Source organism: Enterococcus sp. AZ197, assembly GCF_050556405.1.
Taxonomy (GTDB): Bacteria; Bacillota; Bacilli; order Lactobacillales; family Enterococcaceae; genus Enterococcus; species Enterococcus faecalis.
This window is the reverse complement of the sequence record NZ_CP187873.1, coordinates 54,719-79,295: the sequence shown is the minus strand read 5'-3', so window position 1 is coordinate 79,295 and position 24,577 is coordinate 54,719. Positions and strand designations below refer to the sequence as shown.

The 24,577-nt window shown below is 39.5% G+C and carries 21 protein-coding genes and 1 other annotated feature (1 of these 22 only partly in view); of the genes, 2 read left to right on the top strand and 19 right to left on the bottom strand.

All coding sequences use genetic code 11. From position 1 onward, the window contains the following. Positions 1-519: 519 nt before the first annotated feature. The 4 genes from ygjK to ruvA form a co-directional block, all read right to left on the bottom strand. Positions 520-2,859, bottom strand: a complete 2,340-nt coding sequence (gene ygjK, locus IGK82_RS00320; RefSeq protein ID WP_010709120.1) for an alpha-glucosidase — start codon at positions 2,857-2,859, stop codon at positions 520-522. A gap of 177 nt (positions 2,860-3,036) precedes the next feature. Next, the gene (locus IGK82_RS00315; protein ID WP_010819133.1) at positions 3,037-3,735 is read right to left on the bottom strand and encodes an N-acetylmannosamine-6-phosphate 2-epimerase; all 699 of its coding nucleotides are present in this window, start codon (positions 3,733-3,735) and stop codon (positions 3,037-3,039) included. Positions 3,736-3,876: 141 nt separating this feature from the next. After that, entirely contained in the window at positions 3,877-4,893 is a 1,017-nt protein-coding gene (gene ruvB / locus IGK82_RS00310; protein WP_016622161.1) for a Holliday junction branch migration DNA helicase RuvB, read from the bottom strand. Between the two features lie 12 nt (positions 4,894-4,905). After that, positions 4,906-5,520 (bottom strand): Holliday junction branch migration protein RuvA, encoded by a 615-nt coding sequence (gene ruvA / locus IGK82_RS00305; RefSeq protein WP_002361491.1) that lies wholly within the window; start codon positions 5,518-5,520, stop codon positions 4,906-4,908. A gap of 218 nt (positions 5,521-5,738) precedes the next feature. On the opposite strand from ruvA, the gene IGK82_RS00300 reads away from it, so the two are divergent. After that, the gene (locus IGK82_RS00300; protein WP_002356071.1) at positions 5,739-6,725 is read left to right on the top strand and encodes an LLM class flavin-dependent oxidoreductase; all 987 of its coding nucleotides are present in this window, start codon (positions 5,739-5,741) and stop codon (positions 6,723-6,725) included. A gap of 14 nt (positions 6,726-6,739) precedes the next feature. After that, positions 6,740-6,964, top strand: a complete 225-nt coding sequence (locus IGK82_RS00295) for a DUF896 domain-containing protein (RefSeq protein ID WP_010709117.1) — start codon at positions 6,740-6,742, stop codon at positions 6,962-6,964. A 46-nt stretch (positions 6,965-7,010) separates the two neighbouring features. Here IGK82_RS00295 and IGK82_RS00290 read toward each other — a convergent pair whose 3' ends face one another. The 15 genes from IGK82_RS00290 to epsC form a co-directional block, all read right to left on the bottom strand. Continuing rightward, the gene (locus IGK82_RS00290; RefSeq protein WP_002356069.1) at positions 7,011-8,690 is read right to left on the bottom strand and encodes a peptide ABC transporter substrate-binding protein; all 1,680 of its coding nucleotides are present in this window, start codon (positions 8,688-8,690) and stop codon (positions 7,011-7,013) included. 135 nt (positions 8,691-8,825) lie between these two features. Next, positions 8,826-12,815 carry a 5'-nucleotidase C-terminal domain-containing protein gene (locus IGK82_RS00285; RefSeq protein ID WP_263307246.1) on the bottom strand — a complete coding sequence of 1,330 codons (3,990 nt, stop codon included), beginning with the start codon at positions 12,813-12,815 and terminating at the stop codon, positions 8,826-8,828. 440 nt (positions 12,816-13,255) lie between these two features. After that, the gene (gene glmU / locus IGK82_RS00280) at positions 13,256-14,641 is read right to left on the bottom strand and encodes a bifunctional UDP-N-acetylglucosamine diphosphorylase/glucosamine-1-phosphate N-acetyltransferase GlmU (RefSeq protein ID WP_002359237.1); all 1,386 of its coding nucleotides are present in this window, start codon (positions 14,639-14,641) and stop codon (positions 13,256-13,258) included. A gap of 201 nt (positions 14,642-14,842) precedes the next feature. After that, positions 14,843-15,664 carry a pur operon repressor gene (purR, locus tag IGK82_RS00275; protein WP_002381336.1) on the bottom strand — a complete coding sequence of 274 codons (822 nt, stop codon included), beginning with the start codon at positions 15,662-15,664 and terminating at the stop codon, positions 14,843-14,845. A 143-nt stretch (positions 15,665-15,807) separates the two neighbouring features. After that, a complete protein-coding gene (locus tag IGK82_RS00270; RefSeq protein ID WP_002383493.1) occupies positions 15,808-16,647 on the bottom strand; it encodes a metal ABC transporter permease in 840 nt (279 codons plus the stop codon). A gap of 161 nt (positions 16,648-16,808) precedes the next feature. Continuing rightward, complete coding sequence (locus IGK82_RS00265; protein ID WP_002356064.1) at positions 16,809-17,501, bottom strand: metal ABC transporter ATP-binding protein; 693 nt, start codon at positions 17,499-17,501, stop codon at positions 16,809-16,811. 25 nt (positions 17,502-17,526) lie between these two features. Continuing rightward, complete coding sequence (locus IGK82_RS00260) at positions 17,527-18,480, bottom strand: metal ABC transporter substrate-binding protein (protein WP_002385462.1); 954 nt, start codon at positions 18,478-18,480, stop codon at positions 17,527-17,529. 166 nt (positions 18,481-18,646) lie between these two features. Continuing rightward, entirely contained in the window at positions 18,647-19,498 is an 852-nt protein-coding gene (gene ispE, locus IGK82_RS00255) for a 4-(cytidine 5'-diphospho)-2-C-methyl-D-erythritol kinase (RefSeq protein ID WP_002356061.1), read from the bottom strand. Positions 19,499-19,678: 180 nt separating this feature from the next. Next, on the bottom strand, positions 19,679-19,924 hold the full coding sequence (locus IGK82_RS00250; RefSeq protein ID WP_002356060.1) for a Veg family protein: 246 nt from the start codon (positions 19,922-19,924) through the stop codon (positions 19,679-19,681). A 114-nt stretch (positions 19,925-20,038) separates the two neighbouring features. Continuing rightward, positions 20,039-20,605 carry a sigma-70 family RNA polymerase sigma factor gene (locus IGK82_RS00245; RefSeq protein ID WP_010709114.1) on the bottom strand — a complete coding sequence of 189 codons (567 nt, stop codon included), beginning with the start codon at positions 20,603-20,605 and terminating at the stop codon, positions 20,039-20,041. An 85-nt stretch (positions 20,606-20,690) separates the two neighbouring features. Continuing rightward, positions 20,691-21,221, bottom strand: a complete 531-nt coding sequence (locus IGK82_RS00240; RefSeq protein ID WP_002356058.1) for an NYN domain-containing protein — start codon at positions 21,219-21,221, stop codon at positions 20,691-20,693. A gap of 14 nt (positions 21,222-21,235) precedes the next feature. After that, the gene (rlmB, locus tag IGK82_RS00235; RefSeq protein ID WP_010709113.1) at positions 21,236-22,093 is read right to left on the bottom strand and encodes a 23S rRNA (guanosine(2251)-2'-O)-methyltransferase RlmB; all 858 of its coding nucleotides are present in this window, start codon (positions 22,091-22,093) and stop codon (positions 21,236-21,238) included. Next, entirely contained in the window at positions 22,083-22,481 is a 399-nt protein-coding gene (locus tag IGK82_RS00230) for a Mini-ribonuclease 3 (RefSeq protein ID WP_002356056.1), read from the bottom strand. The genes rlmB and IGK82_RS00230 overlap by 11 nt, the downstream gene beginning before the upstream one ends. Beyond that, positions 22,478-23,890 (bottom strand): cysteine--tRNA ligase, encoded by a 1,413-nt coding sequence (cysS, locus tag IGK82_RS00225; protein ID WP_010709112.1) that lies wholly within the window; start codon positions 23,888-23,890, stop codon positions 22,478-22,480. Before cysS ends, IGK82_RS00230 begins: the two co-directional genes overlap by 4 nt. Continuing rightward, complete coding sequence (gene epsC / locus IGK82_RS00220) at positions 23,883-24,422, bottom strand: serine O-acetyltransferase EpsC (protein WP_002356054.1); 540 nt, start codon at positions 24,420-24,422, stop codon at positions 23,883-23,885. Before epsC ends, cysS begins: the two co-directional genes overlap by 8 nt. Before the next feature lie 64 nt (positions 24,423-24,486). Continuing rightward, positions 24,487-24,577, bottom strand: a binding site (T-box leader); it runs 116 nt beyond the window's last position.

The window sequence follows — 24,577 nt, the reverse complement described above, 5'->3', positions numbered from 1 at the left end:
TAATATTAAGTATTATTTTTTTATTAACTAAAATATAACATTTTATAAAAAATTATTTTTACAAACTTTAATATTACCAAACAATCAAATAATATATTTGTTTAAATTATTTTTTTGCGCGTTATAATTGTTAGGCGTCAACAAATTTAAAAAAACTTTTCTAATTCGTTCTTGAAGAAACTAAGATATCTGTCTTATAATGAAATTCAATATAACTTAGAGTAGGAGGTGTCGCAATGTTTGGTTTCAATATTAGTTTATTTCTTATTACTCGGTTCCGTTAAACCCACTCTTCATTAACCATTGTACAATCAATTCCATTTAATATCTATTTCATTTTTATTAAATAACATTTTTTAATAAAAGTACATACAGTTTATTTTTAGATATTTTATTTAATTATTTGAAATATATTTATTTAAACAAATAAATTACATTTAATTAAATCAGAGGGAAACAGATTGTAGCAAGTGAAGAAAAAAACAGCTCTTGAGAGATATTTTCTCAAGAGCTGTTTTTCTATTTTATCTCAAAAGCAGTTTGCGTTGTGGGGTTATTACTTAATAAGGTGTTTTTATACAATAAATAGTACGCTGCCGCTGACCAACTAAAGTTTTTCGTACTTAGGCCCTTCCCTGTTAGTGGATCATAATTTTCATGAATAGGGCCTTCTCCCATCAATCCTTCGGCATGTAAGAAGAGTTTTTGTGTCATTTCTTTCGCTTCTTTTGTATAGTCATAGTTTTGAAGAGCTTCTACACCAAACAAAGCTTGATCAAGCCAAACTGGTCCCCGCCAATATTTCGTTGCAGCAAATTTTTCATTGTCTTTGGATGCTGTTGGGAATGGCATAAAGGTATTGAACATTTCTTGATTCATCATGTTTTTCTTAACTTCCGCCGCCTGTTCTTTGGTCGCTACTTTTGCCCAGAGCGGCAACCAGCCTTCTGTTCCTTTGCCACGATTGACTAACAATTTTGTTTTCGAGCCGTCTTCATTTATTTGTAAGTCATAGAAGAAGCCCGTTTTTTCATCAAACATATTTTCTTGAATATATTTTTTTAGTTTCTTCGCTTCTTTTTGATAGTTCTTATAGTCCTCTTTTTTGCCTAGTTCTTCTGCTATCGAAGCTAAATAGCCCTTTTCAGCGTAGAGATACGCATTCAAATCCACTGATTCTTGATTAATCGAATACCCTACTACTTTTCCTTTATTTTTGTTTTCAAAAACTTTAACTCCAACGTCGTCTTTGCCCACACCTTCTTTGTCAAACCGTGTAGCGTTATCCATGCCACTTTCCCATGCGGCTGCTTCAATAACAGCATCATCGTCCACTTTAGGTTGGCCATTTTTATCTTTAATGATTTGATCCTTGTCGTCTTTTTGCCAGTGAGCATCACTGACCATGCTTCCATATTCTGCTATCCCATTTTTATTGTGGTCTCTGTTGGTATACCACCAATTATGATAAGCCACAAGTTTGGGATACATTTCTTTTAAAAATTCCTTATCTTTTGTTTCTTGATAAATATGCCAAACTGCCCATGCAGCCAATGGTGGTTTAGAATTTCGTTCATTCCAGTTGCCACCTTCACCACCACGCGCACTGTCTTGATTGTAAAAGACAGCATCAATGATCGCTCCTGCATCTTGTGGACGTACGGTATCATCTTTTTGAATTTGATAATCAAACAAGGCCCGCATATTATTTTTAGCTAACTCAGGATTAAAATCAGCCGTTGCTACATCCGCTTTCCACGAATCCCAAGCCCACATACCAATAAACCATTTATAAGACATGGACGGAACAATCCCGTCATGCTTAAAGGCACCTGCCGCACTTCGCCAATTGGTGTTAATCGTTTCAATCGATTTGACTAGCGCATTTTGATATTCAGGAAATTCTGCTGTTTTCTTTTGATCAAACGTTTTATCTAGATATCCTTGCCATCTTTGCTTGTTCTCTTTGAAATAGCGCGCCGCATTTTTGGTATATTCGGGTGCTTGTTGTTGTTCCTTTGCCTCTTCTTCTTTTGTAAAAGTATAGCTTTCTGTCGTATAGGTGTTGTACGTTTGTTTAGGCTTCAATTCAATTGGTTCAGCGGTCGCTGTATAATTCCGATTATCAATTTTTGTTGAAACTTTATCCGCATGATGAATCGTATATTTTGTGTCTTTCGTAGCAAAATAATTCCACGTTTCTCTGACTTCACCAAAATTCACTTGAATGTCATTGTCTTTAGCAGTTAAACGAGTGCCAATATCTAAGGTTTCCGTTCCCTCTTGAATTTTGTCAAAGACCGCACCTGTCCAGCTTGCTTCAAGTGACAAGGGCTCTTCACCAGTGTTTTCAAGTGTCGTTTGGATAAGCGCCGTTCGATTGCTGACAAAAATTAAAGCTAAATGAATCGTTAGATCGTCTAATTCATAGGTTTGCTCTAGGCGCCCAGGATAATAAGACAGGTCCATGCGGTTGCTTTGGCTTAAATCATAGGTTTCTCCCGTTTTTTTATTTTTGACCGTTAATTTGTTTAAACTTGCCGCCAAGTTTACTGGATATTCTTCCGCAATAATCAATGGCCCCGCAAAACCACCCAGTAGCTCTTTATTGCTTTTTTCAGGTAAATAGTAGCCATGCCATGCACCTAAATCAGAAAAATTATTAAAATAATTGGTATCGTATACGCCATTCGTCCGTTCGGTTGGTGATGCACTCACATCTAAAACATTTGCAAATTCATCAACTTTTGTTCTTTCAACACTTGCTTGCACTTCCCTGCTTAACGCAAAACAGCTGACTACGGTGATTCCTAACGCTAACCAAGTAGACACCCGTTTCTTTTTTGATAAACCCTTCATAAAACCCCTCCTATAAAATGATAGCGCTTTATACACTGATTTATTATCAGCAAGGACTATGCCAAATGGAGTGTATCCCTTTTTATTATTGAAAGATTCAACTTTCTCTAGAAAAAAAGCGACCGTATCGAAGTGTATTGATCAAAAAATAACGAGTGTATCGATAGTGTATTTAGTTTATGCTTGATTCTGTTTTATTTTCGTAGCTTCCACAAATTTTTCAGTAATTTTTTGCGGTCGTGTAATAACAGATCCCACCACCACGCTATAAGCACCTAGCTCCAGGACACGTTGGACTTTTGCTGGCGTATCAATCATTCCTTCTGCAATAATTGGTGTAGTAAAATGCTTCTTTGCTTCTCTTAACAGTTCAAAATCATTTTGTTCAATCCGCTGATTTTCACTTTGCGGCGTATATCCGACTAACGTTGTGCCAATATAATCAAAACCTAACTCCGCTGCTTCAATCATCTCTTCCAGCGTGGAACAATCCGCCATCCATTCTTGGTTAGGATACTTTTCTTTTATTCTTTTGAAAAATGTGGCTAACGTTTCGCCATTTGGTCGTTTCGAATGGGTTGCATCGAGAGCGATAATTTCTGGCTGAACAGCCATTAATTCATCTACCTCACGCATAGTTGCAGTAATATATACTTCTGCGTCAGGATAATCTCGTTTAATAATCCCAATGATTGGTAAATCAACCTCTTTCCGGATTGCTCGAATGTCTACCACAGAATTTGCTCGAATACCTTTAGCCCCTCCTTGTTTAGCGGCCAAAGCCATCTTGGACATGATAAAAGAACTATGCAACGGTTCGTCTGCCAACGCTTGGCAAGAAACAATTAATGCCCCTTTGATTTCTTCATTCAACATTGATCCCTCCAATTTAAAAGCGATTACAAACACAGTATACCTACAACAGCTGAAATATGCCACTCTTCCAAATAAGAACAAACGTTTCACGTGAAACAAAAGAAAACAAGCGGTTAAGGCTTGCTTTCTTTTGACTTATTTTTAATTTTTACTACCCTCTAAATAATCATACCCAAAATGTGCATACGCAAATGGCGTTGCAATTCGTCCTCGCGGTGTTCGTTTAATGAAACCTTTTTGAATAAGATAGGGTTCATACATATCTTCCACCGTTTCGGTTTCTTCACCGATATTTACAGACAAGGTACTTAAACCAACTGGACCGCCGCCGTATAAATCAATCATTGTTTTCAACAATTTTTGATCGACATAGTCCAAGCCTTGATGGTCCACTTGCAGTAAGGTTAACGCTTTGTCTGCAATCGCTCGGTCGATTTTGCCATCTGATTGGACTTGGGCAAAATCACGGACACGTTTTAACAAACGATTAGCAATTCGGGGGGTTCCTCTTGAGCGGCGCGCAATTTCAAAGGCACCTTCCTCAAAAATCTCCGTTTGAAAAATATCCGCGGAACGAAGAACGATTTCTTTTAAATCCTGCTCTTGATAATACTCCATGTGAGAAATAATCCCAAAACGATCTCGTAATGGCGCTGAAAGCATCCCTGCCCGTGTGGTAGCGCCCACTAAAGTAAAAGGCGGTAACGGAAAATGAACGGGATGTGCCGTGGTTCCTTGACCGACCATGATATCAATGTAAAAATCTTCCATTGCGGAATACAGCATTTCTTCCACAACTCGTGGCAAACGATGAATTTCATCGATAAATAACACATCACCAGGCTCTAATTCGTTCAAAATAGCGACTAAATCTCCCGCCCGTTCGATGGCTGGTCCACTTGTGGTACGAATGTTCACATTCATTTCATTGGCGATGACCATCGCCATTGTCGTTTTCCCTAAACCTGGCGGACCATAAAGAAGGGTATGATCCAACGCTTCATTCCGATTTTTCGCCGCTTCAATATAAATCGTTAGTTCTTGTTTTACTTTGTCTTGACCAATATATTGTGCTAAAAATTGTGGACGTAACGATTTTTCAATTGAAGCTTCTGCTTCTTGACTTGCAGCTGAAAGCAACCGTTCTTCTTCTGTCATCGTTATTCCTCCTTAGCGTTTCATCATGAATTTTAACGCATTGCTTAAATAGACATCTGTCGTTGTCTCACCTAACGCTTCCAATTGCTTAGTGATACGCTTAATCTCTCGGTCACTGTAGCCTAGGGCACTTAATGCTTCTAACGCTTCTGCCAATGCTTGATTGCTTGTTGTCACCACTTCGGTTGCGGTCATGGCCGCAACCGCTGCTTCGGAAGACTCTAATTCGCCTAGTTTTCCTTTTAAATCTAAAATCATTTGTTGGGCTGTTTTCTTGCCAACACCTGGGAACTTCGTTAAATATGTAACATCTTCCCCTTCAATTGCATTGATTAAACCACCATGATCAGCCACAGAAGCCATGATAGCTAAACCACTTTTAGGGCCAATTCCAGAGACACTGATTAATTTTAAGAACAATTGTTTTTCTTCTAAACTGCCAAAACCAAATAATAGCTGTGCATCTTCCCGCACGACTTGGTGAAGATATAGTTTAATATCCGTATCCATTTTTCCTGAATAGCGATACGGGTTATCGACTGAAATCTGATAGCCAATGCCATTTGTTTCAACGACAATATAGTATGGGCTAACAAACGTTACTTTTCCAATAATATATTCGTACATGTTGTCACCTTTCCAATTGCTGATTGCGTACATATGTTCCATTTTAACACAAAGCATCAAAAAGCCATAGCGGAGAATTTTTTATCATCGATCTTGGCTACATCTATTTGTTACTTTTCGCTCACTAGGGAATTAAAAAGTGCGTACTGTTTTTTTTGACATGCTTGCGTGATAATAGCGGTAGCTTCAAAAAAATAACTAAAAAGGAGACTACATACATGAAATTAAGTATCTTAGATCAATTAACGGTTCCTAAAAATCAATCAGCAAGCGACACATTACAAGAAGCCAAAGAGCTCGCTCAATTAGCGGAAAAACTTGGCTACACAAGAATTTGGTATGCCGAACATCACGGTTCAGACGCCTTTGCCAGTGCAACGCCAGAAATTTTAGTTGCACATATTGCTAGTGCCACCGAAAAAATTCGTGTTGGCGCGGGTGGCATCATGACCATGCATTATGCGCCATTTAAAGTCGCAGAAACGTTTAAAACGTTAGCAGCTTTATATCCTGATCGAATCGATTTAGGCATGGGCCGCTCGCCTGGTGGCAGCCCTTTAACTACGTTGGCGTTAAATAATGGTCAGCCACCACAGCTAGACCAATTTGATAAATTACCTGAAATTTTACTCTTTTTAAGAGAGGAATTTCCTGAAGATCATTTATATTCTAAAATTTCAGCTGTTCCGCGGGAAGTTCTATTACCACAACCCTGGTTACTAGGTGCTAGTAAAGAAAGCGCACGTTCAGCTGGTGAATATGGCATTAATTTTTCCTTTGCGCAGTTTATTCATGGACATTTGCCCAAAGAAGTATTGTCCGCATATTACAAGCATTTCCGACCAGTAACTGAACAACAAGAGCCGCAAGTGAGCGCTGCGTATTTCACTTTCGCCGCCGACACGAAAGAAGAAGCAGAATACCATGCGGCTAGTTTCGAGCATTATATCTTTGCCACCGAACATGGGCTTCCTAATAAATTTTTATCGCCAGAAGAAGCCCTAGCTTTCCCTTACAGTGAAATGGACAAACTGGTTTTAGAACAAAATAAACAACGCTTTGTCATTGGTAGTAGCCAAGAAGTTGCGGAGTTTTTCCACCAACAAGAAGAACTAGGGTTGACAGAAGCAATGCTAATCACCCCAGGTTATGACAAACAAACGCGCTTTCAATCGTTTGAACGCCTAGCAAAAGAATTATTATAGAAAGGAAATGAGAAATGTTAGAGGTTTTAAAAAGAATTAATACGCTTGCACAAAAAGAGCGTGAACAAGGTTTAACATCTGAAGAACAAGCTCTTCGTGTCGATTTGCGACAAGAATATTTGCGAACCATTCGTGAACAATTCAATAAAACATTAATGGGCGTCACTATTTATGATCCTACTGGTGAAGATGTAACCCCAGAAAAATTAAAAGAAGAACAGCAGAAATATTTTAATTAAAAGAGACACAGAACAGTCGATTTGACTATTCTGTGTCTCTTTTTAACTACTCTTCTGTCACATATGTCCACTTATAATCATATTGTGCGCCAGCACCATGGGCAACGACGCCTTTCACTTCTTTACTGCGTAGATGGGCAGTCGCCTTTTGATAAAGTGGTGCTAAAGCGGTCTCTTCACCAATCAATAACTTCTCAGCCTTAACCATGTCTTCCCAACGTTTTTCAGGATCTGAAGCATCTCTTGTAGCTGAAGCCTCGATCAACTCATCGTAGGCTTTACTTGAAAAACGCCCGCGATTATAGTTATTACCAGTAACAAAAAGGTCTAAGAAACTACTTGGATCTGCGTAATCCGCAGCCCAACCACCTAAGATTGTCTCAAAATCGCCGCGACTACCTCGATCAATTCGAACTGAAAACGGCACTGGGCTCACTGTTACATCAATGCCCTCTAAAGTATCCTTTAACGTACCTTGAATATATTCCGCTAACTTTTTCGTAGAATCGACATCATCGGCAACAATATCCATTTTGAGTGTTGTTATGCCCAATTCTTTCTTCGCTTTTGCCCAATATTCTTTTGCTTTTTCTGGGCTATATTCAACAATTTTTTTATTTTCATCAGCAAAATCTGTGTCATCTGTCGGCGAATACGACATCCCTTCTGGAATTAAGCCGGTAGCGACTACTGAGCCGTCGCCTAAAATTTTATCTACTAATGCGTTGCGATCAATCGCTGCTGAAATTGCTTTGCGTAAATTCACATTATTATACGGTGAATTTTTATCTCGCTGATTAAATTCCAAATAGCTGGTTCGTGCTTCTTTTTCGATAACCAATTCTGGATCCTTCGCCATTTGCTGGGCCAATTCGCCACTTAAAATAACATCGTCTGCTTGACCATCTTGGAATAAGTTCAAGGCAGTTGGTGCCTCCTTGACGACATCAAAATTGATTTTATCTAATTTGACATTGTCTTTATCCCAATAGTTTTCATTTTTTTCCAAAGTCCAATTGGTATCTGAGCCAGCCCCTTCAAAGTTAGCTAAGACAAACGGACCATTATAGACTGCTTTTTCACTGGAAGCAGCGTAATCTTTGCCATATTTCTCTACGGTTGCTTGATGTTGCGGGAAAAATAGTGGAAAGGCCAGTAAATAATCAAAATATGGTGTTGGTTTTGCCAGTTTAATTTCTAGCTCGTAATCCCCGTTTGCTTTAATGCCTAATTCAGAGACTGGTTTCTTACCAGCTACAATGTCTGCACCGTTTTCAATCATTTCTAGAAAATAAGCATACTCAGCGCCAGTCTGAGGATCTGCTGTACGTTGCCAACTAAAAACATAATCGGCAGCTGTGACAGGATCACCATTGGACCATTTTGCTTCTTCTCTTAGTTTCACTGTGTATGTCAGACCATCATCACTGACTTGCACTTTTTCTTTAGCCCCTGCTGGTTGCGGCTTGCTTTTATCATCTAAACGATAAATTCCTTCATACGCATTATTCAGTGCCGTAAAACTAATTGTATCTGTTCCTAAAGATAAATCTGCAGAAGGCATTTCTTGTTGAACTACTACTTTAAATTCTTGTTTAGCGGCAGTTTTCTCTGATCCGCCCTTTGCTTTTTCGGCGCCAGCTCCCCCATCACCACCACAAGCAGCTAAAACTAATAGCGTTGTTAAACTTAACCCGATAAGTCCTTTTATACGTTTACTTTTCATGCCTTTCTCCCTTCACAGAAAAAACTCTTCATTTTTTAATTTTTGGAATATTCTTATAATACTAAAATTAAAAACAAATGGCAAGCATTAAAATAAAAAAAGAACCAATCCCGAAGGACGGTTCTTAAAAAATGACTAACTAGCTTTGTTACGTCGTTTATAAATATACCAGCCAGAAGAAGAAAGTCCAACGAACAGTAAACCATATAATGCAAGCGTTTCTGTTTCTGTACCCGTTTTAGGTAAAAAGCCGCCATACTTTTTCTTCTCTGTTACGGATGGATTGCTCTGTCTTGCTCCCGCTTGGTTTTGTTTATTGGTTGCTACTGGTGTTTCTGGTGTTGGTTTTGGGTCTGGTTTTGGATCTGGTTTCGGATCTGGTTTTGGATCTGGTTTTGGATCTGGTTTTGGATCTGGTTTTGGCGTCTCTCCTCCACCGATTAACTCTTTGTAAGCTTCTTCCGAAATAGAAACAATTCGTTCGCCTGGGAATGGTTCTTTATATTGTGCTAAATCAATCGTCGTTGCTGCACGATACAACCGCAAGCTGGTTGCACTTTTCAAATATTCAATTAAGACAGAATCTAGTGAAATCCCTTCTTCTCGTTCACCACCTAGCATATCGTAACCATCACCACCAGCAGCTAAGAAATCATTGGTAGCCATCCGGTATTGTTTCTTCTCATCCAATGGTTCAAACTTTTGTGTTTGCCGATTTTTAATTTCTATTCCTAATACGCGACTACCGACAATCGTTTGTCCTGTTTCATTGCCTTCGTCACTAGCCAAGCGAGTACCTGGTTTTGTGGAATCATAGTGGATACGAATGGAGCTTGAAACATGTAGGAAACCACCATTTGCGCCAAGTTTTGGTTGGCCAGCATCATCTAGTAAAATTGTGCCATTCTCATCTTTTTGTGGAATCGAACGAACAGACATTTCAAACATTTCTTTAACTTGAGCGCCGGTTACTTGAATTTGCGCAATGCTATTGCCAAAAGGTAACACAGCAATGACATCCCCAACTTTAATTGGCCCTTGTTTAATATCAGCGCGAATGCCGCCACCATTAGTTACTGCAAAATCAGCAGGTTGACTAAACGCGTCTTGGCCATATGACATAATCGCATCACCAATCAAATTCCCTAAGTTGGTCTCTCGTGTGCGCACATTTTCTCGTTGTCCATCCAATGTGAATGGAATATAATCGACAATTACTTTTTCATTTTCAGCGTTAAAATTCGTTCGTGCTTCATCAACGATGGCTTTAACTGCCGGGTTTTCTGGCAATTCTAGCAACTCTGCTGCTGAAATCAATTTTGCTGTTTTCTTAGTTGGTTCACTCTCTGGTGCTGTGACGATCCCAACATTATTTAAATAATTACCTGTTTGAGCATAGATCACTTTGCCATAACGTTTGCCGCTTTCGACGGCTGTATGCGAATGTCCATCAATCACATTAATATCTAACTCAGGATATGTTTGACTAAGGGTTTCTGCTAGCGTATCACCACGCCAGATATGCGGCGTCGTTTCATCTACGCCTAAATGCCCAGTAACTACGAAAGCTTGAATATCCGCGTACTTCTCTTTAATTTCATTAATCACTGCTTCTACTTCTGGAATCGGGTCTTTAAATGTCACCTTCTCCACGTTTTTCGGGTGTGTTTTCGTTGCTGTTTCTGGGGTCGTCACACCTACAATGGCAAACTTTTTCCCGGCTTTTTCTACGATTGTATACGGATCAAAAACCCGTCCACTGCCATCTTTGTAATACGTATTACTAGATAAAATCGGAAAATTCAGTTGGTCTTTATAACCTAGTGCAATCTCTAAACCAAAATCAAACTCGTGATTTCCCACCGCCATGGCATCATAACCAACTTCATTCATTGCTTTGGCCATATCCGCGCCTTTGGAGAAATTGGAGATTGGTAATCCTTGGAAAACATCCCCTGCATCCACCATCAAGGTTGGGTTTTCTTGGTCTTTAAAGGTTTTTAGACGCGCCATACCCAATTCGCCTTTCCCTGCTTCTAATCGTCCATGAACGTCATTTGTGTGCATAATGGTATATGCATTATCTAAATCAAAACCCGCATTACGGACATCTTGTTTCGTAATAGCGGCGGCGTTTGGTGTACGTCCATCAGGAGAAGTCGGAATTTGAAGAGTGCCGTCATTCACTAATTCGATTGCTTTGGCACGCCATTTTTCATCAAAATTTGTCCCAATAATTGACCAATTTCGTTCGATTTCTTGTTCTGGATCAAGCGTTCCTTTTTTCTTAATATAATCAACAATCATTCCTCGTAAGGTTTCTGGATCAGAATTTTTAATAGGTTCTCCTACTTGAATCCCTTGGCTAGCTAAACCGCCGTAACGATAATTATTCATAGCAATCGTATATTCTTTGGCAGGATCCAACGGTTGGCCGTCAATTTTCGCATCTACAATTCGTTCACCCACTGGTTTTGAAATGTCAATCTTGTAGTCCACTCCAGAAATCATGTCATAGTTATATACACGAATGTTTGGATTAAAACTAACGGTCAAATCATCTGGCTGCGTTTGGTTATAGTACGCCCCTTGTTTTTCTAAATACTTCAGTAAGTTTTCACCGTTAATGGGAACACTCACTAAGGTATTTGGGTATTTGTAGATATCAAAAATCGTAGCATAGGAAATCTTCCCCGCAGGTAATTTACTGTCGTATTTAAACAGCGCTGCCGCACTTAATTGTGCGCCTGTTACTTCTTTTTGAACGTTATTAATTAAAGAAATCATCGCTGTTGGTTGTAATTGTGCTTCGGGAATTCCTTTAATTTCTTGTTTTGGTAAAAAATCAGCTGTTGCTGTGCCGATCTCCTCCTGAATAAACGCTCGCGTTTTTTCATGGTATTCTTTTGTCGCTGCCTTAACTGCTTCATCTGCTGGAACATTCGTTGTTGGTACAATCGTTGCTGTACCTTCTTGCACTTCCCACTTATCGGCATTTTTAGCAACTGAAAGATCAATCTTAACAACTTCTGTCCCCGTATCTTTCGGTCCCCCTACCGGTACAGTTTTTCCATTCGGCGCTGCTCCTTGCTTGGTAAAAGAAAGGTGGTCATGACCTAGAATATACGCATCAATCCCCGCGACATTTTCAATTACTTGGTCTGCACTGGCAGCCGGATCACTATTTTGTTGTCCCGCATGAATCGAAGCAACAATAATGTCAGCCTGATCGTTAGTTTTCAACTCAGTAACTGCTTTTTCTGCTTCTTCTTTCAAAGGTAAAAAATTAAGCGAAGTAACACGAGGGCCATCCCACAAAGGAATGTGCGGAATTGTTAAGCCGATAATCCCAACTTTTAAATCTGGCTGCCCATCTTGATTAAAATCAAGTTCCTTCGTGGTAGTCCCTTCAACAAAACGAAGACCATCTTCCTTATTGTAGGTATTCGCAGACAAGATTGGAAAAGTGGCTTCTTGTTGAATTTTTTTGATTAACGGTAAACCAAAATTAAACTCATGATTTCCCAAAACCATTGCATCATACTTCATCACATTCATGGCGGTGATCATTGGATGGGTCTTTTCATTCACTAAAGGTGCTTTATTATACAAGTCATCTGTTAAAATAGTGCCTTGAATATTGTCGCCATTATCAATTAAAACGGTGCCTGCTGGGTTTTGTGCCCGGACTTGGTTGACGACTGTACTTACTTGGGACAAACCAACTGGTAGTTCTTTATCATCTTCATAAGACCAATTCCATAATTGACCATGAACATCTGACGTACCTAAAATTGTTATTTTTTGCGGCGTGCTCGTTTCTTCTTTTTCAGCGGTTGACGTTTCTAAATTCGTCGTCTCTGTTGGTGCCGTGGTTTCTTGTGACTGCTTGACACTGTCACTCGTAGCCTGATTTGGTGCTTCTTGTTTGATGTCTGTTGTTTCCTGTGTGATGACTGGTTCTTGTTTTCTACTTGAATCGGTGGTACTTGTTACTGCTTCTGAACTTTGTTGACTCGTTGTTTCTACTGCATATGCCGTACTAGTAACGCTTGGCGCTATCAACGCAACAGCCATTAAAAAATGCATGCCCCACTTCACTTTTTTAAAGCTCAACTTTTTCACAAATTTCCTCCTTGTGTTTCAACCCATTTGCAACAAACAATTGTCAAAGTAACAAACAACAAAAAGAGCCTTCCCCCATCACGCTGCTCTTCTTTTCCTATCATAATATATCCGTTAAATAAAAAACAGTAAATTCCGTTAAAATAAGATGTTTTTCCTGTAAATTGTTTTTATTTTTGGACAATACAGCGGATTTGTTTGTGAAAAAAATAGTAATTTTGACCAAAACACGAACTTTATAAATAAGAAAGTCTTTTTATATTGGAAAAGCAGAACAAAAACTATTTTTTTGAAAAAAATAACTAAAAATACCGAATAAACAGCATTGGTCTAGTCCTTGAATGCCTCTAAACAAATATTAGCAGCAATTGGTCTAGTCTTTAAGGAGGAAAAAGAACGCTCTTTTGCTTAAGCAAAAGAGCGTTCTTTTTTATTTGAGGTTAATCCTTCATGTAAGGTAACTTTTTAGCATAGCCTTCTTTATTCACTTGACGTGCCCGGGCAATCGCCAAATCTTCTGAAGGGACATCTTCTGTGATGGTTGAACCAGCAGCAGTCACCGCATGATCACCAATCGTGACTGGCGCAACAATGTTCGTTGCAGAGCCAATAAACGCGTGATCACCCACGACTGTTTGGTGTTTATTTTTGCCATCATAATTAACAAAAACAACGCCGCAACCGACATTAATATCTTTGCCTAATGTTGCATCACCAACGTATGTTAAATGGCCCACTTTTGTGCCTTCATCGATTGTTGCATTTTTTACTTCCACGAAGTTACCAATGTGTACGTTTACCCCCACATCTGCTTTAGGACGTAAATGTGCATACGGACCCACATCGGCCCCCTCGCGAACCACACTTTCTTCAATCACAGACTGTTTAACAACCACTTGATTGCCGATGTGACTATCAACGATTTCTGAATGTGCGCCAATCCAGCAATCTTCGCCAATCACTGTTTTTCCTTTGATAGTGACTCCCGCTTCAATGACTGTGTCTGAACCAATTACCACGCCTTCATCAATATACGTTGTGTCTGGATCAATAAATGTAACACCATTTCGCATATGCATTTCATTTAAACGACGATGCATAATTTTATTAGCAGTGGATAAAGCAACACGATCATTTACACCCATTGCTTCGTCAAAGTCTGCCATTTGGTAAGCTGCGACAGCTTTGCCTTCTTTTTTCAAAATTTCAATGATATCTGTTAAATAGTATTCCCCTTGTGTATTGTTTGTATCTGTTTTCGCTAACGCTTCAAACAATGATTCATTATCAAAACAGAAGGTTCCTGTATTAATTTCTTGAACACGTGCTTCTTCTTCACTGGCATCTTTTTGTTCCACGATTCGTTCAACAATGCCCACATGGTCACGAATAATTCGACCATAGCCTGTTGGGTCTTCCGCATGCGCTGTTAAAATAGTCGCACTTGCATTCTTACCTTGATGATAATCGAATAAGTTTTTCAAGGTTTCCGCAGTTAATAACGGCGTATCCCCTGTAATAACTAATGTTGTTCCTTGTTTACCACCTAATAACTCTTGTGCTTGCATGACTGCATGCCCAGTTCCCAATTGTTCAGCTTGTAAGGCATATTGACTACGTTCACCTAAATGGCTTTTAATCATTTCCGCCCCGTGTCCAACGATTGTCACGATTTCTGTTGGTTCTGTTTGTTCTACTTGATCTAAAATATGTTCGACCATTGGTTTACCAGCAACTGGATGCAATACTTTATAAAGTTTAGATTTCATGCGTGTTCCTTTACCAGCTGCTAAAATAATTGCGTATCTATTTTCCACGTTTGCCACCTCAAATTAACTAAATTGTTTGATTTTCTTCTAAATCGTCCTCATTATACCTTTTCTAGTTTATCTTACTCTTTTGTCTTTTTCAACAAAATAAGGCATTTAAAAGGTAGACCAATTTATTTTCTCATCTTTTTTTAAAGGAATAAAACAGAAAAAAAGAACCTGAAAATGGAATGGACCATTTTCAGGTTCTTTTTCAAATTATTTCTCTGTGAAATAGTTTCCTGGGACTACGCTAATCGTTTTTGTTTGTGTATCCACATCTTCCACGTACAATAGCGAAGTATAGTCATCGATTGCACGACGGCCATTGAATTTTGACTCAGCAAAAACGGTAATGCCCACAAGTTCTGCTTCAAATTCTTCAATCATACTCTTCATACCATTGACGGTGCCGCCGCCTTTCATGAAGTCATCCACGACTAAAACTTTTGATCCGCGTTTTAAGCTGCGTTTTGAAAGTTCCATTTTTTCGATACGTTCTGAAGACCCTGATACATAGTTCACGCTCACCGTTGAACCTTCAGTAATCTTAGAATCGCGACGAACAATCACAAACGGAACATTTAAGTAATAAGACACAGCTTGCGCAATTGGCACTCCTTTGGTCGCAACGGTCATTACCGCATCAATTTGTTTGCCTAAATATTTAGAAGCAATAATCCGGCCCACTTGTCTTAATAAATTCGGTTCCCCAAGTAAATCTGAAAGATAAACATAGCCCCCAGGTAATAAGCGATCTTGTTCTGACAAACGATCACATAAATCCATAATCAACTGCTCCGCTTCCTCATAAGGAATTTCAGGGATAAAGCGGACACCGCCTGCAGCGCCTGGAATCGTTTCTAAAATACCTGTTCCACGTTCTTTAAATGTTTTTTTAACAATTGCTAAATCTTCACTAATGGAAGACTTGGCAGATTGGTATCGGTCAGCAAAATATGTCAAAGAAACCAATGTATGGGGATGATCTAAAAGATATTGGGTCATATCGATTAATCGTTCACTTCTCCGAATTTTCAAATTCGTCACTCCTTTTCATTCTATCGTTCCTTATTATAAGGGGTTTAACCGAAAAATTCGAGGATTTTTTTCAAATAACTGAAAATAGTTCGCCATTTCTTTTAAAAAAAAGAAATAAAGGAGAAAAACTTTCGTTTTTCTCCTTAGTTTCTTTGCATTTTTTGTTTTCGTTGGACCATGACAACCACTCGGCGATAAATATTGACTAATAAGAATAAACCAATAAAAATTAGGGTAATGCTTGCACTCGGTGGTGTTTCCAAATAATACGAGCTAGTCAACCCTGTTAGCATGCCAATCAAGCCCATAAACACACTGATGATAATCACCGTGTTGAAGCCTTTACCAATTCGCATACCTATCGCAGCTGGTAAGACCATAATTGCTGAAATTAACAAGGCTCCCGCAATCGGAATCATCACAGCAATCGCCACACCAGTAATTACATTAAAAAGCATCGACATCCAATGAATAGGTAGCCCATCAACATGAGCAGTATCTTCATCAAATGTTAAAACATACATTGGACGTTTAAATAACATAAACAATAGAACTAAAACTACGAATAAAATTGCCAACATAACCACTTGATCCCACGTAATCGTGACGATGGAACCAAATAAATACGATTGAATACTAGCAGCTGAATTGCCTCCTGTTAAATTCATTAAAACTAACGCCAAAGCCAAACCGCCTGACATTAAAATAGCAATCGAAATTTCTGAATAGGTGCTATAAATCATTCGTAAATATTCTAGAATGATTGCAGCCACAATCACGACAATTAAGGTCATTAAATTAGGATTCCAATTAAAAAAGAAGCCTAGTGCCACACCGGCTAATGACACATGTGAAAGGGTATCTGCCATTAAAGATTGTCGGCGAATAACTAGAAAGACGCCGAGCATTGGGGCAATCACTGAGATAAACAGTGCTGCTAAAAAGGCCTTTTGCATAAATGCATAAGAAAGCATTTCTGCCATACGATTCACTCCTTACCGCTAAAATGAACACTACCATTGTAGCGACGTTTAAGCGAATTAATTTTTTAATTCCTGCTTATTTTTTAAATTTTTCCCACATTTCTTTAAGCCGTTCCTAGGCTTTCGTTATTATCGAGCCAGATAACGTTTTATTGGAAAATTTACGTATACGATTCTTCACTCATATGGAAACAACGCCATTTCGAATCTTCTTTGCGGACAAGACGAATTTGACGATCCACATAGGTTTTGATATCTTCATGATCATGCGTAATCATCAAAATAGCTTTTCCATGTTCATGCGCACTGTGTTGCAACAATTGATAAAATTCGTTTCGCGATTGTTCATCCATACCTGTTGTTGGCTCATCTAAAATAAACAAATCTGGATCGGTCGCAAACACTCGTGCTAAACTAATTCGTTGCTTTTGCCCTCCAGAAAGCTCGCCAATTCGTTTGTGGCGCATTTCCCACATGTCCACTGATTTCAAAGCTTTTTCCACATGAAGATGATCTTTTTTCGTCAACGGTTTGAACCAACGATTTCTGGGAAAGCGACCTGAACGTACTAATTCAATTACGGTGCTAGGAAAGCCCGCATTGAAAGAAGCGACTTGTTGTGGAATGTAGCCAATGCTGATTTTTTCACCAGCACTATTTTTTTTAGCGACCGTAATTTTGCCACTTGTTGGTTTTAATAACCCTAAGGTACTTTTGATCAGCGTTGACTTGGCAGCGCCATTTTCTCCTGTTAAAATAACGAATTCCCCTGGATCAACATAATAAGAAACATCTTCTAAAACAGGTTCATCATCATAATAGAAGGTTAAATTTTCGACTTCAATATAATGCATAAGTTGGCTCCTTTCTGTTGCCAGATTAATGAATGCTTTTTTGTAAAGCAGCGAGGTTTTCTTTCATGACAGACACGTAGTTCTCGCCTGCTTCTTGTTCTTTTTGAGTTAAACTCTCTAAAGGATTCAATACGGCTAATTCGACGCCTGTCTCGTCTGCCAATGTTTTGGCTACTTTTGTAGAAGCCGATGCTTCAAAATAGATCACAGAAACATTGTTTGTTTTAATATATTTTTTTAATTCGGCTAAACGACTTGGCGAAGGTTCTTGGTCTGGAGAAATCCCAGCAATCGGTTCTTGGGTCAAGCCATATTGTTTCGCCAAATAGCCAAATGCAGCATGTTGCGTCACAAAGGTCCGATTTTTAGCGCCTGCAAACGCAGCTTGGTATTCCTTATCTAACGCAGTCAATTTTTCCAAATAAGCAACGGTATTTTTTTCAAATACGGCTTTTTTCTCAGGATATTTTTTGATAAGCGCATCCCGAATCGCTGTTACTTCTTTTTGCGCTAACACGGGATCTAACCAGACATGCGGATCCAGTTCGTGGGAATGGTTATGGCCTTCATGACCTTCTTCGCCAGATTCTTCCTCTTCTGTTCCTTGCATCAATTGAATGGATTGACTGGCTTCCACGATTGAAACTTTTTTCGTGTCCAAGTTTTCAATAACATTCGGAACCCAAGTTTCTAGCTCTTTACTATTATAAACAAAGACATCCGCATCAGTAATTTTCGCTAAGTCTTTTGCGCTTGGTTCATAATCGTGTGGTTCCGTTCCAGCTGGAATCAACAGCTCAACCTCTCCCTCATCACCAACGACTTGTTTTGTGAAGTCGTACATCGGATAAAAAGTAGTCATTACCGTGAGCTCTTTCTTCTCTTTTGGCGATTGTGTGGTTTGCCCACAGCTAGCTAAAAGAAAAGCACTGATTGCTAAAGTAACGCCGATTATCAAACGGCGGTAGATTTTCGTCATGTTCTGTCCTCTTTTCGATTTACCTATTATAAACCGTAATATTTACGATTTGCCAGGAATAATGTACCAAATGGATCACGGGACGTCAAGGAATAAATTTAAAAAAACAACAGAGCGTGGGACAAAAATCACTTTGGGTTTTTGCTCCACGCTCTGTTGTTTTTATTTATTTCAATGTCCGAACCAAATAAACTTCTTCGCAAAAGCCTTTGAGTCCATTATAAATCCGTTGTGCTCGTGTTTTCTTTTCACATAAAGCAAAGACTGTCGGTCCACTGCCGCTCATCAACGCTGCATCAGCGCCGTACTTCAGCATGCGATCCTTGATTTGTTGCACGATCGGATGTCTGGCAATCGTGACACTTTCCAACGCATTGCCGACCGTTTGGGTCATCCCAGTATAATCACCATTTTCGATGGCTATTCTTAGTCCAGCAATATCTGGATGGTGCAATTCATCTACCGCTAAATCATTAAAAACGGTACTAGTGGATACACTAATTCTTGGTTTAACTAACACAATCCAACATTGAGGCATGGTCGGTAATGCTTCAATTTTCTCCCCACGTCCGTTTGCAAAGGCTGTTCCGCCCCTTAAACAATAAGGAACATCCATACCAATTTGGCTGCCAATTTCACAGAGTTCGTCCATCGTCAACCCCAGATTCCACAGCTTGTTCAAGCCTCGTAATGCTGCGGCACAGTCACTGCTCCCCCCTGCTAAACCAGCTGCCACGGGGATACGTTTTTCAATATATATTTTAATTCCTTTATGAATATTATAGGTACGCTTTAATAAGTCAACTGCTTGATAGACATGATTCCGTCGATCCACGGGTAAAAAAGAGCTGTCCGTTTCAATACGAATGATGTCTTCTTCTAGATTTTCAAAAGTTAAATGATCGGCTAAATCTACACTTGCAAAAATAGATTCAACTTCATGATAGCCATCCACACGTTTATGCAGAACATCTAACCCAAGATTAATTTTCGCAGGAGCTCGTTCGATTATTTCCATCGGTTCCCTGATTCACCTTCCTTAATCTTTTGTCTACCAACATTTTAATCTTTTAGATTCTATCATATGTCCATGAAGAAGTACACCGAAGATTGCTCTTTCTCTGACGACAGATGGCTGAAATTAAAAAGAGCTTAGGAACGAAGGGCTCTTCCTTCACTCCTAAGCGGACTTTCTAAATTATACGGCTTGACCGATGAATTCGATTTCAACGGTGCGTGTTAAAACATCTGAATAGCTATAAGATACACGTTCAAATGAGTTCTCGTCTGGATCCAAGTCAACAACAAAAACAGATGGATAAGTCTCCGTTAAGATTCCTTTACGTTCTGTTTGGCGCTTTCTTCCAGTCTGAGCAACTAACATAATTTCACTGCCGATACGGCCTTCCAAATCTTTCTTAATTGACGATAACGTTGTTGGCATTGCATTCACCTCGAGAAACATTATATCACTTTTTTAAAAAAATTTCAAGTTTATCATACTAGAAGTCTGTTTGCAACTACTTTTGCTCGACAAACCGGCTGTTTTGTCGAATTTTTATTCATTTTCTAATGTATATTTCATTTTTGCTTTGGCACGATCATAGGCACTTCGGACAGCTGAAAAAGTTCCCCCACGCACTTTAGCGATTTCTTCTAACGTGTAGCCTTTTAAGTATGCGTTTAAAATTTGTTGTTCCAACGAGGAAAGACGTGTCGGAAAAGCTGCCAATTTTTCTTGAATCATTAATTGACCTAATGGGTCGGCAGCCGCTGTCCCTAAATAGTCCACTAACTCTTCACCAGCGCTTTCTAATCGTTGTTCCAGAGAAATAGACAAGGTATCTGTTCGCCGCTTATAGGCGCATTGATGGCGAATTAAGCTATGTACGTGATTTTCAAAATTTCGTTTAAAAAACTTTCCTAATGATGCTTGTTTTTCTGAATCAAATCGTTCTAACGTCCGAAAGAAGACAATTCGCCCTTCTTGAAGCCAGTCCTCAGTATCATAATCTTTTAAATAGTATTTTTTCATGCACTTATAAATCACTGGCTGATATTGCCCATATAAGGCTTGAAATTGTTCTTGGTCTCCTGCTAATGCTTGTTGAATCTGTTCTAACATAAAAAGCCCTCCTTTTCGATAAACGTATCGAATGATTTAGGAGAGCATAGCATGTTAGAAATTTATGACTTAAGCGAACATTTGTTTAATCTTTTTTTTGAGACAATTCTTCTAGCTTCTCAGAAAGTTTTGATAACTGCTCCACGTTCCATGGAGAATTTCGACGAAATTGCTGGAAATGGATATCCGTTGCATGAATGGCAATCGTCTTTTCTGTTTTCTGGACAGCTTTGTAAAGTTCATTGGCCGAAGTCCGCAATGCACCTTGTGAAAAGACCACCCATTGTTCAGCCAAATCACTCGTTGCGACTGTTACTTGCGTTAAACGATCATTTTTTTCACCAGCTAGACGTTCAATATAACTATCTGCTGTTTCATCTTCTTTGGTGAAAACCACGGTCAAAAGGTACTTTTTGTACGTTTGCTGAATACCTGGGACTAATTGGGCATCAAAGACCACAATGATTTCCAACCCTTCATATTTGGCATAATTGGACAGACGACTAAGAAGCAGTTCACGCGCATCCTCTAAACGCTCTTGCTTTTTCAACTGGACCAATTCTGGCCAAGCACCAATCATATTATAGCCATCAACGATTAACAATTGTTTTTTCATACAATCGCCTTCTTCTATAATGGGTTGCGGCCACGATAGACTTCATACATTAGCAAGCCTGCAGCCACACCAGCGTTTAAGCTTTGAACGTGTCCAGTCATTGGAATCGTTAATAATTCATCCACTTCTTTATGAAGACCTTGACTCATGCCACGACCTTCATTTCCGATGATTAAGGCAATTGCGCCTTGTGTATTCCAGCGACGATAATCCGTCCCAGACATATCTGTACCAAAAATCCAAAATTGATTCTCTTTTAGCGTTGTAATACTTTGCGCTAGATTCGTTACACGAGCCACTGGAATATGTTCCACGGCCCCTGTTGACGCTTTGGTTACGGTTGGTGTAATTCCCACTGCACGATGTTTCGGAATGATAATACCGTCCACGCCTGTCGCATCAGCTGTTCGCAAAATTGAGCCAAAGTTATGTGGGTCCTCTAGACTGTCTAAAATTAGGAAAAATGGTGTTGCTGTCTTTTCTTTTGTTTGTTCCAATAATTCTTCTAAAGTTAAATATTGATACGCCGTGATTGCTAAAACCATGCCTTGATGCACGCCGTGATCACTCATCGTATCTAATTTTGCTTTAGGCACCCATTTGACTGGAACAGCCTGTTCTTTCGCTGCTTGTTTTAATTGCTCAATTTTCTCGCCACGAGCATCTTCTTGTAAAAACAATTTATTCCCGCGTCCTTGCTGCAACGCCTCAACAGTGGCATGGAAACCAAAGACAAAGTTATCTGCTAGTTCTTCTGAGGTTCCATCAGCACCTGCTGTCGCTGGTCGTGGGTTCCATTCTTTTGAACGCTTATCTGAACGTTCTGGACGTTTCTTACCTTTTTTAAAAGGACGAGATTTTTCATTTTTCATTGGTTTCACCTACTTTCTTGATACACCAGTTAATTAATTCTTCTAAACGTTCTTTTTGTTGTGTTAAATGTAAATAACCCATCAAGGATTCGAAACCGGTCGCTACCCGATAGGTCGTCACATCAGCATTTTTGGCAAAGGTGTGACTTTTCGCATTCCGACCGCGTTTGTACATCACTTCTTCTTCCTCCGTTAGCATTTCTCCCGCTAACATCGCTTGCATTAAGCTTGCTTGGGCTTTTGCTGACACGTAGTGTGTCGCCATGCGATGCAAAACATTCGGTTTCGTTTGTCCCAAGGAAACTAAATAATCACGAATGTAAATTTCATAAATCGCATCGCCAACATAGGCCAAAGCTAAACCGTTTAATTGTTTGTAATCTCTCATTCACTTCTTCTCCATCTCGTTCCTTGCGGAGTATCTTCTAAAACAATGCCTTGTTCTTTTAATAAATCGCGGATTTCATCACTTCGGGCAAAATCACGGTCTTTCCGTGCTTGGTTCCGTTCTTCAATTAACGCATCGACTTGTGCATCCACTAATTCTTCGTTTTTAAAGAATAAACCAAAAATAGCTAACCAGCCACTGAAAAGCTTATCCATCGCCACTAGAATTGGTTCCGAAACTGTTGCTTGTTCACTGTACTGATTCATCATCTTCGCTAATTCATAAACGACCGTAATCCCGTTAGCTGCATTGAAATCATCGTCCATTTCCGTAATAAAACGTTGTTCTAATTCGTTTAATTGAGCCAAATAGTGTTCATCCTCTGGCAAACTTGCGACCGCATCTGCTTGTCTAAAACGTAAATTTTCAAACGCATTTTTCAATTTTTGATAATTGGCTGCTGCCTCTTTTAGAGTGCTTTCGCTATAACGAATCGGGCGACGGTACTGGGTGGTGGACATAAAGAAACGTAAAATTTGCGGATCCACTTTTTGAATCATTTCATGAACAGTAATGAAGTTACCTAGGGATTTGCTCATTTTTTCATCGTCTTCACCAATTGTGACATAGCCGTTATGCATCCAGTAATTGGCAAAGGTATGGCCTGTTTTGGCTTCGCTCTGTGCAATTTCATTCTCATGATGTGGAAATTCTAAATCTTGTCCACCGCCATGAATATCAATCGTCTCTCCCAAGTGTTTTGTCGCCATGACAGAGCATTCAATATGCCAGCCGGGACGTCCTTTACCCCAAGGAGAATCCCAAGAAATTTCATCTTCTTTGGCACTTTTCCAAAGAGCAAAATCCAATGGGTCTTCTTTTAATTGTTGTTCAACGCCAGTTCGTTGACTTGCCCCCACTTCTAATTCATCAATCGATTGATGGCTTAATTTACCATAATTAGGGAATTTACGGGTGCGATAATACACATCACCTGCGACCTCATAAGCAAAACCTTTTTCAATTAAAACTTCGATGAAAGCTAAGATATCAGGCATGTGGTCCATCACCCGAGGATGTAACGTTGCTGGTTGGACATTCAATGCTTGCGTGTCTTCTTCAAAGGCTTTGATAAAACGCTCCGCCACTTCCGGCGCAGTAATTTTCAATTCTTTAGCTGCCTTGATAATTTTATCATCGACATCTGTAAAGTTCGAGACATAATTCACTTCATACCCACGATATTCAAAATAACGACGAATCGTATCAAAGGCGATCGCACTGCGCGCATTACCGATATGGATATAGTTATACACGGTTGGTCCGCAGACATACATCCGAACTTTATGCGCCTCAATTGGCGTAAATACTTCTTTTTCTCTGGTCAATGTATTATAAATTTTAATCATGTCCTTTTTCCACCTTTCTTCCATTTAGACGAACGACTTTCGCAGGAACACCCACAGCTGTGGCATCTGCTGGGATGTCTGAAATAACAACAGCACCCGCACCAATTTTTGAACGTTCACCAATCACAACTGGCCCTAAAATTTGAGCTCGTGCCGAAATCATCGCTCCTTTTTTCACTGTTGGATGGCGTTTACCCGTATCACGACCGGTCCCACCTAACGTCACTCCGTGAAACAAAACAACATCTTCTTCTATTTCCGCGGTTTCCCCAATCACAATGCCCATGCCGTGATCGATAAAAACTCCCGCTCCAATTGTGGCTCCGGGATGAATTTCTACGCCCGTTATGAAACGCCAAAATTGTGCATGAATCTTCGCCAACAAAAACAACTGATGCCTATATAAGAAATGAGACAAGCGATGCCAAAACAGGGCGTGCAAGCCAGGATACGTTAAAAGAACTTCTAGTGTGGTCCGCGCTGCAGGATCGTTTCTTTTAACAGCTGCGACGCTACGTTTCAACCAACTCATAGGGTGAACTCCTTTCTACTATACAAAAATAAAAAACGTCTTTTAAGCAACAAAAAAACGTTGCTTAAAAGACGCCCATGCGTGGTTCCACTTTTCTTCACAAGAACTAGCTCTTGCCTCGATACAGTTAACGCCTGCCGACGTCTTCGGTTACT

Coding starts and splice junctions, on each gene's coding strand:
- IGK82_RS00290 (WP_002356069.1), bottom strand. CDS start 8,690: ATGAAAAGTAAACGTATAAAAGGACTTATCGGGTTAAGTTTAACAACG.
- cysS (WP_010709112.1), bottom strand. CDS start 23,890: ATGATTAAAATTTATAATACATTGACCAGAGAAAAAGAAGTATTTACG.
- IGK82_RS00315 (WP_010819133.1), bottom strand. CDS start 3,735: ATGTTGAATGAAGAAATCAAAGGGGCATTAATTGTTTCTTGCCAAGCG.
- IGK82_RS00295 (WP_010709117.1), top strand. CDS start 6,740: ATGTTAGAGGTTTTAAAAAGAATTAATACGCTTGCACAAAAAGAGCGT.
- IGK82_RS00245 (WP_010709114.1), bottom strand. CDS start 20,605: ATGTTAGAACAGATTCAACAAGCATTAGCAGGAGACCAAGAACAATTT.
- IGK82_RS00240 (WP_002356058.1), bottom strand. CDS start 21,221: ATGAAAAAACAATTGTTAATCGTTGATGGCTATAATATGATTGGTGCT.
- ruvA (WP_002361491.1), bottom strand. CDS start 5,520: ATGTACGAATATATTATTGGAAAAGTAACGTTTGTTAGCCCATACTAT.
- ygjK (WP_010709120.1), bottom strand. CDS start 2,859: ATGAAGGGTTTATCAAAAAAGAAACGGGTGTCTACTTGGTTAGCGTTA.
- IGK82_RS00230 (WP_002356056.1), bottom strand. CDS start 22,481: ATGAGAGATTACAAACAATTAAACGGTTTAGCTTTGGCCTATGTTGGC.
- IGK82_RS00265 (WP_002356064.1), bottom strand. CDS start 17,501: ATGCATTATATTGAAGTCGAAAATTTAACCTTCTATTATGATGATGAA.
- ruvB (WP_016622161.1), bottom strand. CDS start 4,893: ATGACAGAAGAAGAACGGTTGCTTTCAGCTGCAAGTCAAGAAGCAGAA.
- rlmB (WP_010709113.1), bottom strand. CDS start 22,093: ATGAAAAATGAAAAATCTCGTCCTTTTAAAAAAGGTAAGAAACGTCCA.
- ispE (WP_002356061.1), bottom strand. CDS start 19,498: ATGGAAATAATCGAACGAGCTCCTGCGAAAATTAATCTTGGGTTAGAT.
- epsC (WP_002356054.1), bottom strand. CDS start 24,422: ATGAGTTGGTTGAAACGTAGCGTCGCAGCTGTTAAAAGAAACGATCCT.
- IGK82_RS00260 (WP_002385462.1), bottom strand. CDS start 18,480: ATGACGAAAATCTACCGCCGTTTGATAATCGGCGTTACTTTAGCAATC.
- IGK82_RS00250 (WP_002356060.1), bottom strand. CDS start 19,924: ATGCCAACAACGTTATCGTCAATTAAGAAAGATTTGGAAGGCCGTATC.
- IGK82_RS00300 (WP_002356071.1), top strand. CDS start 5,739: ATGAAATTAAGTATCTTAGATCAATTAACGGTTCCTAAAAATCAATCA.
- IGK82_RS00270 (WP_002383493.1), bottom strand. CDS start 16,647: ATGGCAGAAATGCTTTCTTATGCATTTATGCAAAAGGCCTTTTTAGCA.